Origin of the sequence: Shewanella sp. BC20 (assembly GCF_003129585.1) — a bacterium.
Lineage (GTDB): Bacteria > Pseudomonadota > Gammaproteobacteria > Enterobacterales > Shewanellaceae > Shewanella > Shewanella seohaensis.
Genome location: NZ_NHRI01000011.1, coordinates 133466 through 148509 on the forward strand (window position 1 = coordinate 133466; position 15044 = coordinate 148509).

The window sequence follows — 15044 nt, forward strand, 5'->3', positions numbered from 1 at the left end:
ATGACTAACGTCTTTGCAACCTATTGAGGATGTTTGTTAATTTTACCCCAAGTTAGATTACTTAGAAGCAATGAAATTAACACAAGCGTGATCTTTCCCTAAATACTGAACAAGATACTGATAGGTCGATAAATTAGCCACTCCTGAATCGGCTTTTGCGCCAGATAGACAACAAACCACTTTCAAACATGGCGATCTAGCGCCTCTTCATGTAAGCTGCACGCCCGCCAATTCGGCCATACTACTGCTGCGACACTTTGCTGCCACAAGAGACCCATTAATGAGTTTTTCCTCCCTAGGTTTATCTGCACCGATCCAAAAAGCCGTGACTGAACAAGGTTATGACACACCCTCTCCTATTCAAGCACAGGCGATTCCCGCCGTACTGACGGGTAAAGACGTGATGGCTGCGGCCCAAACGGGGACAGGAAAAACCGCAGGCTTTACCCTGCCGTTGCTCGAATTACTCTCTAAAGGCAATAAAGCCAAGGTGGGACAAATCCGCGCCCTAGTGCTAACCCCCACGCGCGAGTTAGCGGCTCAAGTCAGTGAAAGTGTTGAAACCTATGGTAAATATCTACCATTGCGTTCAGCGGTCGTCTTTGGTGGAGTACCGATTAATCCCCAAATTCAAAAGCTACGCCACGGGGTAGATGTACTGGTCGCCACGCCTGGACGATTATTAGATCTTGAGCAGCAAAAAGCGGTGAAGTTTAATCAACTCGAAGTCTTAGTGCTGGATGAAGCGGATCGCATGCTCGACATGGGTTTTATCCGCGATATCAAAAAGATCCTCGCCATGTTGCCCGCTAAACGACAAAACCTGATGTTTTCGGCAACCTTCTCCGATGAAATCCGCGAGCTGGCCAAAGGCCTAGTAAATCAACCAGTAGAAATTTCAGTTACGCCACGCAATGCCGCGGCAAACACAGTCAAACAATGGATTTGCCCCGTCGATAAGAATCAAAAATCGGCGCTGCTTATCCAACTCATCAAGCAAGAAAACTGGCAGCAAGTCTTAGTGTTTTCACGTACTAAACACGGCGCCAACAGACTGGCTAAGAGTCTTATTCAAGCCGAGATCAGCGCCGCCGCAATCCACGGCAATAAGAGCCAAGGCGCACGTACCAAAGCCTTAGCCGACTTTAAGAGTGGCGAAGTGCGCGTGCTTGTGGCGACCGATATTGCGGCGCGCGGACTCGATATCGACCAATTACCACAAGTAGTGAACTTCGATCTGCCAAATGTTCCCGAGGATTACGTGCACCGCATTGGCCGCACAGGCCGTGCTGGCGCCTTAGGCCAAGCGGTATCCTTAGTCAGTAGCGAAGAAACTAAGCTACTCAGGGACATTGAGCGTTTGATCAATCGCGTGCTTGAAAGGCAGGAGGTTGAAGGCTTTAGCCCTGTGCATGCGCTCCCCGAATCGACCTTAAATGCCCATGGTAAAGAGAACAAAATCAAAGCCGTTGCGAGCCAACGTAAGCATCGCAGCGCAGGTAAACCCGCGCCAAGAGCCGGTACAGGCCGCGATGGTCGTAAAACGCCAGACAGCGGCGACAGCGCTGCGCAGCAAAAGAACTCAAATCCAAACCAAGGCCAGCGCAATAATCAAGGCCAGCATAAGCGTCCTCAAGCGGCAAAAAACGCTGAGCACAAAAATACGCACTCAAGTACCGAAGCTGGCCGCACGCCAAAACCACAGGATAAACGTCCTTCGCGCGGCAAAGGCCCAGCTAATAGCGAACATAAAGCCAAAGGCCAGCCTCATTCAGCGCCGCAACAACCTAGTCCACAGGCTCGCAGCGAGAAACAACATTCTGACTCACGCCGCCAAGGCCGCGCTCAGCCGAATGCTAATTCCGCCAGCGGTGAGCACAAAAAGCCTTCGCATCGACCCGATAACCGCCCTAATCGCGTAAAATCCTAAATCGATTTCGAGCCCCAAAGCCCCGTAATAGGATGCGTAAAAAAGATGCCCAGCACTGAGTGCTGGGCATCTTTGTTTGAGTACTAACTTACCTAAAATCCTAGAGTTGTTAGGCTTCACGCACCTTAAATTGCTGCATGGCTTCGCGTAAGGTGTTGGCCTGCTGCGAAAGAGATTCGCTGGCCTTCGCCGTTTCAAATGCGCTATTAAGCACGGATTCTCCCGAGTCACGAATGGTATTTAAGCGTTCGCTGATATCTTCGGCGGTCACCGCCTGCTCCTCACTGGCGGTGGCCACTTGAGCATTGGCCTGCGAGAGCTGAGTTAAGGCATCTAAGATCTCAAACAAGTTTTGTTTAATTTGCTTAACTTGGAGCGATGACTCATTGATTTGCTGCTCATTTTTACCAAATGAGTCGACGGCCGACTGGGCATCAAGCACTAAGGTTTGAATAAGCTGACTGATTTCCTGGGTGGCGGTTTGGCTGCGCGTCGCGAGGGCGCGCACCTCGTCGGCAACCACGGCAAAACCCCGTCCCTGATCGCCCGCCCTAGCCGCCTCAATGGAGGCGTTTAACGCCAGTAAATTTGTCTGCCCCGCAATGGCATCCACCACGGAAACAAAGTTTAAAATTTTGCCTGTGCTGGCTTGGAGTTGCTGGATAAGTTGGCTCGATTGCTGGGCACTCTCCACTAGTTGCTGAGTGATCCGCTCGCTGGCCTCCACAACGGCGCAACTGCCCTTGGCTCGACCTTCCGCTTGGCCCGCCGAAAAGGATGCCGTTTCGGCGCTGCTTGCAACCTCGGTAATGGTCGCCGCCATTTGTGTCATCGAGGCGGCAACTTGGTCAGTATCTTCCTGTTGGCTGAGTATTGCCCTGCGATTATTTTCTGCCACCGCATTGAGCTCTGTCACCATAGAGGCGATTTCTTCGCTGCGCCCAATCACATGCCCCACGGTTTGGCTTAGGGTCAAGGCCATTTGATTCATGCTCAAGGTTAACTCGCCAAGCTCATCCTTAGATTCTGCTTGAAGCACTCGGCTAAAGTTGCCCGACTCCATCATGGCGGCGGCATTACGCAAGCGTGTAATAGACCGCACTATGTACTGACTAAATAACATACCTATGCCTAATCCCAAGATGAGGGCGACCGACGAAATCACCATCAGGCCGTAAATCGCGCTTTTCTCCTCATCCTCAGTGATGGATACCGCGGTTTGGGTCATTTGCTCTAAACGCTGCGCAAACTGGCTGAGCTGGGTGTTGAATTGGGATTGAGTTCGCTCAAGGTCGCTCACCTGCTGCACCAACGCCGTGGCCTGAGTATGTTGCTGTATCGCATTCACCACTGTCGCTAGCTGGGCATCATAGTCGCGGTAAACGCGAATGATGTCGGTGACTTCTTGGATCAATTGTTGGGTTTTATCACGTAGTTCAGGCGGTTGAGGGAGGGTTAACGCCTCATTTAGCATGGTCTGTGTGGAGAGTAACTCGCCGTTAATTCGCTCTTTATGTTGAATCACTTCACCAATAAAGCCTTCAATTAATCGCTCCTGGGCTGAGACTGGGATCTCTGAAGCGCGAAAAGCCTTTTCAAGGCTAATCGAACTCTCGAGCTGCAAAATAGTGACCTCACTCGATAGCTTCACTAGGGGGAGGTTTTCGGCGGTAATAGTGTGGATTTCATCCGTCACCCGCTTCATCTTTAGTAGGCTAAAAGCCGCTAATAACAACATCAGTAGCAGCATGAGGGCGATAAGGCTGCCCATCTTATATTTGATCCGTAAATCTTTTAAAAAACCAAGCATAAGCTTTGAACTCCAACTACCAAGGATCCCTTTGTCTGTATTTAGCATAGTTGGAGTTTTATGCTTTGCCGCTTAGGCTAAGCGCTTATAAACGAAAAATAAAACCTTTAGCATCCCCGATTCACCTAATCCAAGTAGGCGACTGAGTGTCAATCCCTTACAGGCCCTAGCGTCCCCTTGCAAACCACACGCCTCCAACCGATGAAAACTTGCATTCAGATGAGAGATAACCGAAGATCCAAAAGCCTTTTTATTGCGTTAAGCCCTAGATGACACATTCAGCCTCAACCGACACAACATTGCCCTATAGCCATAGCCAAATCCGCTCGCAATTTCCAACCCTCTCGCAAATGTTGGGCGACTATCCCCTGTGTTATCTCGATACCGCGGCCACCAGCCAAAAGCCGCAATCCGTGTTAGATGCCATGGCGCAGTATTACCTGAACGACAATGCCAATGTGCACCGTGCGGCGCACCAGTTATCGGCGCGCGCGACCTCTAGCTACGAGAAAGTCCGCGATGAGTTACAAGGGTTTATTAATGCAAAATGCCGCGAAGAAATCATCTTCACCCACGGCACCACAGAGTCGATCAATCTAGTCGCCTATGGCTTAACGCCACAGATTGCTGCGGGCGATCTGATTTTAATTGATACCGCCGCCCACCACGCCAACATAGTGCCGTGGCAAGAATTGGCAAAACGCACGGGCGCGATCATTAAACCTATTCCTCTCGATCTGGATGGCAGGCTCGATCGCCATGCCTATCAAGCGCTGCTCGCCCTCAAGCCCAAAGTAGTCGCCCTGTGCCATGTTTCTAATGCCTTAGGCACTGTGAACCCTGTTGTCGAGTTAGTGCAACAAGCCAAGGCGCAGGGGGCGATCACCTTAGTCGACGGGGCACAGGCGGTTGCACACTTAAGCTTAGATATGGCCGCTATCGATTGTGATTTTTATGTCTTTTCCGGTCATAAGATGTATGGCCCGACTGGCATTGGTGTGCTTTATGGCCGTTTCGATAAGTTAGAGACGCTCACGCCACTGTTAACGGGCGGCGAGATGATTAAACGAGTGAGTTTCGATGGCACCGAATTTGGCAGCCTACCCAATCGCTTAGAAGCGGGTACCCCACCCATCAGTGAAGTCATCGGCCTAGGCGCCGCTATCCGCTTCTTGCAACAATACCTCACGCCAGAGATTCAGGCCCACGAGACAGAACTACTGCAGTATTTACAGCAGCAGCTACGCGCCCTCGGAGATGTGCATCTCTATGCAGCCCATAGTGATAATCTCGGTGCGGTTGCCTTTAATCTGGGCGATGAACATCATCAAGATGTCGGGATTTTATTAGACCAACAAGGCGTTGCCGTGCGCTGTGGCCATCACTGCGCCATGCCCTTGATGCAAAGCCTTAACCTGAAGGGTTGCTGCCGAGCATCGATTGGTATCTACACCAATAAAGCCGATATCGACCGCTTTATTGCCGCCTTAGCCTCAGTCAAAGACTTGCTGCTCTAATCCGCTGGCTAAGGGCTAACATCATTGCGCCATCAGGCAACACGCTAAACAAGAGGACATTTTCGCCATGACATTGCCAATCATGCCCGCTACCACCGAGTTTGATTACTCCGTTGAGGAGGCATCAAGCCTGTTAGCCCGTTTTGAGCAAGCGCCGAACTGGCAGGAAAGATATCGCCAAATCATGTTATTAGGTAAAACCTTACCGAGTTTAGCGGATGAGTTTCGCCTTGAGTCCGCCCAAGTCAAAGGCTGCGAGAGTGATGCCTGGCTGTACCATCTAGAGCGAGACGCTAAGCATTATTTTCTGGCCGATAGTGATGCACGCATTGTGAAGGGGTTAATCGGTTTACTGCTCAGTGCCTGTCACGGCAAACAGAGCGACGAGATACTCGCCTTCGACCCTTCCGCCTATTTCAAACAATTAGGGCTAGAGGGCCAATTAAGCCCCTCGCGCACCAATGGCTTACATGCCTTAGCCAAGGCGATGATTGATGCGGTAAAACCCTAAATCAATCTGCGAGTTAAATCGGCAAAAGAGGGATTTAATCAAAGACTTCTACGCCTTAACAGGGTATAAAGAAGTAAAAATTAGCTTCATCTGAAGGAGAGCGCACGCCCATGAAGGCTGTCAATCAAGATCGTCGAACGCTGTTAAAAGGGATTGGCGCCGCCACGCTACTTTGCCCCTTTGCCAGTTTCTCCAGCCTTGCAGCGCCGCGCTCTCGGCGCTTATATATAGATGGTTTATCCTTTCTGCCCGATGACTTAGCCGATGTTCCCGCATCGGGGCTCGATGCCTTTTTATGTGATATCTCTGCCATCGAAACCATTGAACAAGCCGATGGCACCTTAAACTACAAACGCACTTACAAAGCCTGTATGGAAAGCATCCAGCAAGCCGCGAAACGCGTCAGCGAACACTCAGACATTCTCCTACAAGGCTTAACTGGACGCGATATCAAACTGGCAAGAGAGAGCAATCGCACCGCGGTTTTCTTCCAGATCCAAGGCGCGGATTGCGTGGAAGAAGACAGCGAGGCCAACCAATGGGCCCGTGTCGATGAGTTTCACAGTCAAGGTCTGCGAGCACTGCAACTTACCCACCATTACGGCAATACCTTTGCGGGCGGCGCCCTCGATAACGATGCCGATGGCGGGCTCAATAAACCTCTTACCGCCCATGGCCGTGCACTGATTGAAAAACTCAATCATGCCAATATCTTAGTCGATGTCAGCCACTCGAGTGCCCAAACCGCGTTAGATGTAGCCAAACTCAGCCGCGCGCCCATAGTCCAAAGCCATGGCGCGGCGCGGGGCATTGTCAAACATGCCCGTTGTAGCCCCGATGAAGTGATCCGCGCCATTGCTGACTCAGGCGGCGTATTTGGGGTCTTTATGATGAGCTTTTGGCTCACCAATAATGCCGTTCCAACTGTCGATGACTATATCCGCCAGTTAGAATATGTCGCCCGAGTCGGCGGGGTCGATTGTGTTGCCATCGCCAATGATTATCCTCTCAGAGGCCAAGAAAATCTGTTAGCCCTGAATAACGACAATGCCCAGGGCGTGAAGGAATATCAGGAATGGTGGTACAGCCTAAGGGCTAAAAAAGTGTTAGGGTTTGATGCAGAGCCAAGGCATGTGGTCATTCCCGAGCTAAACCATATCGAGCGTATGAGCCGTATCGACGATGCCTTAGCTAAGGCCCGTTTTAAGTCGACCGATCGCGACCGCTTTATGGGCGGAAACTGGCAAAGAGTGCTCAATCAGGTACTCATCTAAGCCCGCGCTAACTCAGTCAGGGTTAAATTGCGAAAAATTACTCGAGAAAACGGACCGTCATGCTGACCACCCTAGCCATCTCTAACTATCGTACCTTGCGGGAGATAGTCTTACCCCTTGGGCGCTTAAACTTAGTGACCGGCGCTAACGGGAGTGGCAAATCCAATTTATACAAAGCCTTACGGCTACTCGCTCAAACAGCGCAGGGTGGCGTTGTTAATGCTTTGGCGCAGGAAGGCGGCTTAGACTCCTGTTTTTGGGCAGGACCAGAAAATCTCACTAAGGGCATGTTAGCGGGCGATACGCCAATTGAAGCGACAGTCAGACAAGCGCCAAAACGCCTAAAATTGGGATTTGCGGGCGAAGATTTTAGTTATCTGATTGAACTTGGCCTCCCCAAACCCGACTCCACCACCCTGTTTGGGTTAGATCCGCAAATTAAACGTGAGGCGATTTGGAATGGCCCCAAATATCGCTCCGCCAGCGTGTTGGTGGAGCGGCGCGGTCCTATGGTGAAGAGTCGCAGCCCAGAGGGACAAGGTTGGCTCACCTTGAGCGCCCATCTGCAAAGCGGTGACAGTATTTTTACCGAACTTGCCGATCCTGAACGTAGCCCTGAAGTATTAACGCTCAGGGACAGCATTCGCGCCTGGCGGTTTTACGATCACTTTCGAACCGATGCCGAAGCCCCGGCGCGTCGTCCGCAGCTCGGGAGCGCCACGCCCGTATTGCACCATGACGGTCGAGATCTTCCCTCTGCCATACAAACTATTTTTGAGATTGGCGATAAAGCCGCATTCGATCATGCTGTGACCGATGCTTTTCCGGGGGCCAAAGTGCGTATCACGCCCCAAGCGGGCGGGATACTCCAACTCGAATTCCACCAGCAGGGCTTATTAAGACCACTGCATGCCAGTGAACTCTCCGACGGTACCCTGAGGTATTTATTGCTTATCGCCGCATTACTCACCCCAAGGCCACCCGAGCTAATGGTATTAAACGAGCCCGAAACCAGTCTGCACCCCGATTTATTGCCCGCTTTGGCTCGGCTTATCGCCAAGGCTTCCGAGGTGTGTCAGCTTTGGGTCGTGTCCCACGCTAACCGCTTGATTAATGCCTTAAGCCAGTTTGAGCACTGCAATACTTTGGCACTGGATAAAAATCTAGGGCAAACCCAAATTGTGGGGCAGGATTTACTCAATACGCCGAGCTGGCAATGGCAACTCAAATAACCGCCAAGATATAGCGTCTTTGCATTATACCGTTTCAGCATCGTAAAATACTGCCAGCCATAGGGTTTCGCCCTCTGAACTGGTCGAAGCGACTCTGTGCTTTTGATGCGGCGCTAGGGTGAGATAATCCCCAGGTTTAAGGGTAACTAACCGAGCATCTTCGAATTCGAGCTGCGCCTCCCCTTTAAGCAACATCACCCACTCATATTGAGATTGATCGTACCACTCCCCCACTGGCGTCGTATGGCCTTGCGAGATAATGCGCTCTATCTTCACCTTGCCATTACCAGCAAGGGTTTCGAACACTTCTTGTGATAAATCACCGGGGAGTGACTGATAAAAATTTTGTAGCATCTTGAATCCTTATCATGGCTCGAGGGCAAGATAATCTATTGAGAAACCAAAGTATAAACCGTTATCATAGGCGCTCTTAGGGCTAAGAGCCTTATGAGATGACAAGATAAGACAGTTGTATCATATGGATATGGAGAAGTTGACCTATGTCGTTGTTTCGCGCGTTTAAAGCTAAATTATTTAATACCAAAGAAAAAAGCTGCGCCCATCAAGACATACCTCTTCAAACTTCTCCCAATCCACTCCCATCCAGTACCTTTAAACCCTATTTTAGTCTTGCCATTCAAGCGACTCCGGCGCAAGCCACTCATTCAGAAACTCACGAAGAATTTACCCGCCACGACTTCGACAGCCCGCAAACGATCGAACTGCTCGGTTGGGAGCGAGAGCATGAGTCCTGCACCTTTCACGAGACCCAATTTGACCGCATCGAGATACACGGCCCTGTGCAAGATTTTTATCTCGGTCAGGATAAGACCTGTAGCCTAGCGCTGGATTCTGATGCAGCGACAACTCAAGCCCGTTGGCAAGTGGCACTGGTAAACCCGCATGAATTAGTGATCTGCCGTTTTTATATCGATGCAGGGTACAGAGTACAAGGCGATATGCAGGACTTCGGCAGTCTCACTGGCAAACTGCAACGGACATTCCATCAGATTGAGACAGAGCAAGGTCAAAATCTACTCAGAATTGTCACCCAATCCCCCAACCTCACTCAGGCCGTCGATTGCAATTACTTTGGTGAGCGCAACGGTATCACTCGCCAATTCAATGCCTTAGGTGTATTGCAGTTCGAAGGACATTTTATTGAGGAGCAACAGCTCGGACGCCAGACTTGGTATGACAATGAAGGCAAAATCAATCAAGTCGAGGATCGCCACACCGAGGGAATGTTACTGACCCGCTACTATAGCAATGGTCAGATAAAAGAAACCGCCGAAAAGGATAGCGAAGATAATTATATCAATCAGTTAACTCGCCATTATGAATCAGGCGCCCTGTGGCTGATACGCCCCATGCAGGCGGGAAAAATCCATGGCACAGAGCATATCTACTATGAAGATGGCAAGCTGCAGGCCGAGCTAACCTATGACATGGGGGAGTTGGTTAAAGAGCTTTGGTACCATACCAACGGCAATCTTAAGCAAGAAGTTCATCTCGATGCAGCGGGCAAAAGCCTCGAAACCTATTACGAAGATGGCCAACTCGCCTGGCGGGAACACCTCAATCCACAGGGGTTAAATCGCGGTCTACGCCAGGAATGGCACCCCAATGGCGTGCTGGCAAATCAACTCAATTTTGTTGATGGCGTCGCCCATGGTAACAGCGAGAAATGGTATCCAAACGGACAGCTTGAACAATGCATCCCCTTTGAAAATGGCCATGAACAGGGGCTTGCCACTTGGTACCATGAAAATGGTCAACTCTCCCTTGAGATTTACCTTGAAAAGGGTCTAAGAGAAGGCCTTTTTCGCAGCTATTATGCAAGCGGTGTATTGTCAGCCGAGGGCCAATATCAGCGTAACCTCTCCATCGCGCCCTTTATCGAATATTATGAAAACCAGCAAATTCAAATGTATTTGCCCCACACTCAAGGCAATCGCGATGGTACGGCCCGCTGGTTTTATGAAGACGGTACTATCAAGACGATTGCTGAATATTTTGTCCGTGATGGCCAAGGTTACCTTAAGGAAAGCTCCTCCTATAACCAGCAAGGGGTTCTCGAATCCTTTGAGAGCCACTCCAATACCCGTTGTGGCTATCTTCTTGAGGATAATCAACGGGAATATTATCAAACGGGCCACCCCGATACTCGCATCGAATACTATGAGGATGGGGCTATCCGTTGGCTGCTCACTCGCCTAGATGAGAACCTATTCAGCTCAAAAGCCTTTTCAAAACAAGGCGAATTGCTCGAGTCTGGCTTTGTAAAAGTGATAGATAACGATTATCAGGATGTCGGCCACTGGCAACGTTTTACACCGCAAGGCCAACTGCAGCGCGAAGCCTGGCTCAGTGACGATGGCAAGCTCAATGAAACCCGTCACTATTTTGATGCCGCCGAGCAGCAACAGACGATGGCAGCGGAAACCAAGGTCGATGACAATAACATTGTCGAAGCAATGGCTAAGTCTAACGATACTAAGGAGCCCCAAACGTCGGCGCCTATCCTTAGTTACCATTTGAAATTTGACCCAGATAGCCAACTCTATGCCATGAAACGCTATCATCCGAATCGTCAAATCGCCGAAGAAGGCAACTTACATTTTCGGGGACAAGAGCACTTTTGGGTAGGGATCCACAATCAGTACGATAAACAAGGCCGGCTCGAATTATCCGAAACCTATACGATGAATGGTGAACCGATAGAACAGTCCAGCGGTTCAAATCATAGAGTCTTGAATTGATTGAATATCAGCAAGTCAATTAGGCGATGACCTGCTGATAACTCTATCGCAAAAGTGAGGGGTTAAAGCGCAAACGTCGCTATGGTCTTTTGGATCCCCACCACATCGGTACCGCGTTTGAGCTCTTTGACCAGAGGATCACTTTGGCCAGAGATCCAGATCCTAAGCTCGGCATCCATATCGAAATGGCCTGTGGTTTCCACTTCGAAATGGGTGATGGATTTATAGGGTACTGAGTGATAACTAGTTTTCTTGCCCGTCAGTCCTTGCTTATCGATTAAAATCAAGCGTTTGTTGGTAAATACAAACAGATCGCGGATCACTTTATAGGCCAGTTTTAATTCTTCCTGAATCCCCATAATTGGGCGCAACTCTTCGGCTAGTTCCTGTAAATCGACCTCAGACGCATTCCCCAGTAACCCATCTAACAATCCCATGCTGACATCCTTTATTATTGAAATTTTTCAATAAAATATCCTGTAGTTAACCAAGTGGCAACATGGAGAGCGGCAACGGCCCTAAAAACAAAAAGGGAGCATTGAATACTCAATGCTCCCTTGATCACCATTCAAGCTGAATTAAACGGCTTTTTGACCGCGAACCTGACGGTTTTCACCGACGACCATCATCTCGCATTTTGGACAGTCGAAAACTAACTTCAACACATCGTTACCTATCTCAAGCACCATAGGATCCGCCTTAATGCCCGGCACTTCCTTAGGACAGAGATTGAAGTTAAATCGCAGGCAATGCTTAGTGATCATTAACGGCACGTCTTCGGTTACGCCGTTTTTCTCGTAGGTGTCCTGAATTTCAATCACGCCATGGCGCTGATAAAAATCCTTCGCCTTTTCGTTTGCCACGTTACCCAAGTAACTTAAGTGTTTGAATGGATAAACGGCATCTTGGTTATATTTCCAAGGTTTTGGACGCTGGTAACCTTCAACACGGGCAAGTTCTAATGCTGCTACCGCATCACGGCGCAGGCCGTTGAGTACAGATGCAGGCAGGAACCAAGGCTCGGCGGTTTCGATACTGATCTGGCGCGCCGTAAAATCGGTACTGCCCAGTTTCGACAATTGAGTACGGATAGTCTGCAAGGTTTTTTCAGCGTCGGTGGCGGGCGTCTTTTCGACTGCAAGCTCAACCGTTGCACTAAGACCGTAAATATCCGTTAAGGTCAGCGCCACGCCCGTAGCAGTATCGGTTAAACGCATGTCGACGCCGATAATACGCTTGGCTGACTCCTTAGAAAGTAAAGTCTCGAAGGCTTGGTTATGGTTACGGTATAAGGTCATACCGACACGCAGATCGCGCGGCACCTGCAATACATGCAGCTTATGACCTTCGGCACGGTTAACACGCAGTCCCTGCAATTTGTCATCGGACTGTTTGGCCATCGCATAATTTGGCGGAAAATACGCTAAACCATCGCCGTTATTAAACTCGTGGGTTGAACTGACTTGAATAAAGTCTTTGCCGATGGCGACCACTTTCCCCACATCTTGCCCGATATATTTTGGCGAGCGGAAGTCTTTAATCCCTTGGCTACGCTCATTCACAAAGTAATCTGTGCTGCCACGGTTAAAGGTTTTTTCAGGATCCGGAGTAAAAGTATGTTCAGTACGGCCATGGGATGACGCTACAAACTCAGGGCGACGCGCCATAATGGCATCAAGCTTTTGGCGATAATGGGCGGTCACGTTTTTAACGTAACTTAAGTCCTTTAAACGCCCCTCAATTTTGAAGGATCGAACACCGGCATCAATCAAGGCTTCGAGGTTATCGGTTTGGTTATTGTCTTTTAATGAGAGTAAGTGCTCATTTTGCGCCAACACATCCCCTTGGCGGGTCTTAAGATTGCCCGGCAGACGACACATTTGCGAACATTCACCGCGGTTTGCACTGCGGTTACTGAAGGCATGACTTAAGTTACATAAGCCGCTGTAGGCCACACACAGGGCGCCGTGAATAAAGAACTCAATCTGCATATTGGTGTGAGCCGCAACCTCACGGATTTGGCTTAAGCCTAACTCACGCGCCAATACCACTTGTGAGAAACCCACTTGCTCTAAGAAGGCGACTTTCTCGGGATTACGGTTATCCATTTGCGTACTCGCATGCAGCGCAATCGGCGGCAGGTTAAGTTGCAATACGCCCATGTCCTGCACAATCAGTGCATCGGCGCCCGCGTTATACACATCCCAAATCAGCTTTTCAGCGGTCTCGAGTTCATCGTCCATCAGAATAGTGTTAATGGCCACAAACACTTGCGCATGATACTTATGAGCAAAAGTACACAGACGGGCGATATCTTCCACACTGTTACCCGCGGTCGCACGCGCGCCGAATGCGGGACCACCGATATAAACCGCGTCGGCACCATGGCGAATGGCTTCAATGCCATAATCGGCATTTTTTGCAGGCGCCAATAACTCTAAGCGGTTATTAACGTGAGAAAGTGTCTCAGGTGTGTAAATCTCTGGCTGGCTCATACTTCACAGGCTCAAAATGAACAATCACGAAAAAGGTGACGAGTATAACAAAAACTCAAATCCAGCTCTATCTGCAAATCATTTTTCGCTGGATTAAAGCGAGGTGATATAAGGAGCAGAGACAACAAACTTGCACCCCAGAGCCGAGCAGAGTATCTTTGCCGCGCATTGTTTAATAGGCGCGATTATGACTGATTTTATTTACCAACCACCGACAACTCCCTGGCTCGATGTGCTTTACCAAGATAAAGACATTATCGTGGTCAACAAGCCTTCGGGATTATTGTCCGTGCCAGGTCGCGATCCCGCCCATTACGACAGTGTGTATGCCCGAGTCAAAGCCGAGCATCCCCATTGCCAAATCGTCCATCGCCTCGATATGGCGACCTCGGGTGTCATGGTGGTTGCGCTCATTCGTAGCGCCGAGCGCGAGCTAAAACGCCAATTTCACGATAGAGAAACCAGCAAAACCTATCTCGCCAGAGTCGCGGGACACGTTAAAAATGCGACGGGTAGTGTGGATTATCCGCTGATCTGCGACTGGCCCAATCGCCCAAAACAGAAGGTTGACCACGACATTGGCAAGCCATCATTGACTCATTTTGAAGTTTTAAGCCGCGCCAAACGCTCGACTCTGGTAAAGCTTAAGCCGATTACAGGGCGCTCACACCAACTCAGGGTACATATGATGGCGCTGGGGCATCCGATCCTCGGCGACGGTTTTTATGCCGATCCTTTAGCAAAATCCCTAGCACCGCGATTATTACTCCACGCCGCAGAGCTCACCATTAAACACCCGTACACGGGTGAGAGCATGACGTTCAGTGCCGATGCCCCCTTTTGCGAGCCAGAAGGTGAGCAATGATCACTAAAAACAATAAAAACACCTAAAAGCAGTAGCCATTCACCATAAAAAAACGTAACTTTATGACAATTCATTATGTTATAGAGAGTTTATTTATGGAAACCGCATTTCAGCGTGATCAGCTAGATAACCATATCCTCGAAGCCTTAATGCAAGACGCGCGCACCCCCTTCGCCGAGCTTGCCAAACGTTTCGGCGTGAGTGCGGGGACTATCCATGTGCGTGTCGAGAAAATGAAACAAGCAGGGATTATCACCGGTGCCCAAATCACCATCAATCCCAAGGCTCTCGGGTATGATGTCTGCTGTTTTATTGGAATTAATCTCAAAAGTGCTGGCGACTACCCCGCCGCCATCGCCAAGCTAAACGCCCTCGAAGAAGTGGTAGAAGCCTACTACACCACAGGCAACTACAGTATTTTTGTCAAAGTCATGTGCCAATCCATTGATGGCCTTCAACACGTGTTGATTAACCGCATCCAATCCATCGACGAAATTCAATCGACTGAAACCCTTATCAGCCTGCAAAACCCTATCACAAGAGCGGTGAAGCCTTAGTTACGGCTCTCACAAAAAAGCCTTCAAACAGAATGCTATATCGCAAAATGATGACTTAAGTCTTTTTTCCACTAAAGTGTTAACCGCACGA

The 15044-nt window shown here is 49.6% G+C and carries 12 protein-coding genes; 8 read left to right on the plus strand and 4 right to left on the minus strand.

What is annotated here, in order from left to right:
- Window positions 1-280: 280 nt before the first annotated feature.
- On the plus strand, window positions 281-1930 hold the full coding sequence (locus CBX96_RS12860) for a DEAD/DEAH box helicase (protein ID WP_109286977.1): 1650 nt from the start codon (window positions 281-283) through the stop codon (window positions 1928-1930).
- Window positions 1931-2039: 109 nt separating this feature from the next.
- Here the strand turns inward: CBX96_RS12860 and CBX96_RS12865 are convergent, their stop codons facing one another.
- Window positions 2040-3740: a methyl-accepting chemotaxis protein gene (locus tag CBX96_RS12865; RefSeq protein WP_109286978.1), complete on the minus strand. Its 1701-nt coding sequence runs from the start codon at window positions 3738-3740 to the stop codon at window positions 2040-2042.
- A gap of 269 nt (window positions 3741-4009) precedes the next feature.
- Here CBX96_RS12865 and CBX96_RS12870 point away from each other — a divergent pair, with 269 nt between their 5' ends.
- From CBX96_RS12870 to CBX96_RS12885, 4 genes are all read left to right on the plus strand, one after another.
- Entirely contained in the window at window positions 4010-5257 is a 1248-nt protein-coding gene (locus CBX96_RS12870; protein ID WP_109286979.1) for a SufS family cysteine desulfurase, read from the plus strand.
- Window positions 5258-5324: 67 nt separating this feature from the next.
- A complete protein-coding gene (locus CBX96_RS12875) occupies window positions 5325-5768 on the plus strand; it encodes a SufE family protein (RefSeq protein ID WP_109286980.1) in 444 nt (147 codons plus the stop codon).
- A 110-nt stretch (window positions 5769-5878) separates the two neighbouring features.
- On the plus strand, window positions 5879-7042 hold the full coding sequence (locus CBX96_RS12880; protein WP_109286981.1) for a membrane dipeptidase: 1164 nt from the start codon (window positions 5879-5881) through the stop codon (window positions 7040-7042).
- A 59-nt stretch (window positions 7043-7101) separates the two neighbouring features.
- On the plus strand, window positions 7102-8274 hold the full coding sequence (locus tag CBX96_RS12885; protein WP_109286982.1) for an AAA family ATPase: 1173 nt from the start codon (window positions 7102-7104) through the stop codon (window positions 8272-8274).
- Window positions 8275-8298: 24 nt separating this feature from the next.
- On the opposite strand, the gene CBX96_RS12890 is transcribed toward CBX96_RS12885, so the two are convergent.
- On the minus strand, window positions 8299-8628 hold the full coding sequence (locus CBX96_RS12890) for a cupin domain-containing protein (protein WP_109286983.1): 330 nt from the start codon (window positions 8626-8628) through the stop codon (window positions 8299-8301).
- 146 nt (window positions 8629-8774) lie between these two features.
- On the opposite strand from CBX96_RS12890, the gene CBX96_RS12895 reads away from it, so the two are divergent.
- The gene (locus tag CBX96_RS12895; protein WP_109286984.1) at window positions 8775-11036 is read left to right on the plus strand and encodes a toxin-antitoxin system YwqK family antitoxin; all 2262 of its coding nucleotides are present in this window, start codon (window positions 8775-8777) and stop codon (window positions 11034-11036) included.
- A gap of 62 nt (window positions 11037-11098) precedes the next feature.
- On the opposite strand, the gene CBX96_RS12900 is transcribed toward CBX96_RS12895, so the two are convergent.
- Together CBX96_RS12900 and CBX96_RS12905 are read right to left on the minus strand one after the other, a co-directional pair.
- Window positions 11099-11473 (minus strand): PH domain-containing protein, encoded by a 375-nt coding sequence (locus tag CBX96_RS12900; RefSeq protein ID WP_011623880.1) that lies wholly within the window; start codon window positions 11471-11473, stop codon window positions 11099-11101.
- Between the two features lie 141 nt (window positions 11474-11614).
- Window positions 11615-13531: a U32 family peptidase gene (locus CBX96_RS12905; protein WP_011625287.1), complete on the minus strand. Its 1917-nt coding sequence runs from the start codon at window positions 13529-13531 to the stop codon at window positions 11615-11617.
- Window positions 13532-13718: 187 nt separating this feature from the next.
- On the opposite strand from CBX96_RS12905, the gene rluA reads away from it, so the two are divergent.
- Window positions 13719-14396 (plus strand): bifunctional tRNA pseudouridine(32) synthase/23S rRNA pseudouridine(746) synthase RluA, encoded by a 678-nt coding sequence (gene rluA / locus CBX96_RS12910; RefSeq protein ID WP_109286985.1) that lies wholly within the window; start codon window positions 13719-13721, stop codon window positions 14394-14396.
- A 95-nt stretch (window positions 14397-14491) separates the two neighbouring features.
- Window positions 14492-14953 (plus strand): transcriptional regulator AsnC, encoded by a 462-nt coding sequence (asnC, locus tag CBX96_RS12915; protein WP_011073571.1) that lies wholly within the window; start codon window positions 14492-14494, stop codon window positions 14951-14953.
- The last annotated feature ends 91 nt before the right edge of the window (window positions 14954-15044 follow it).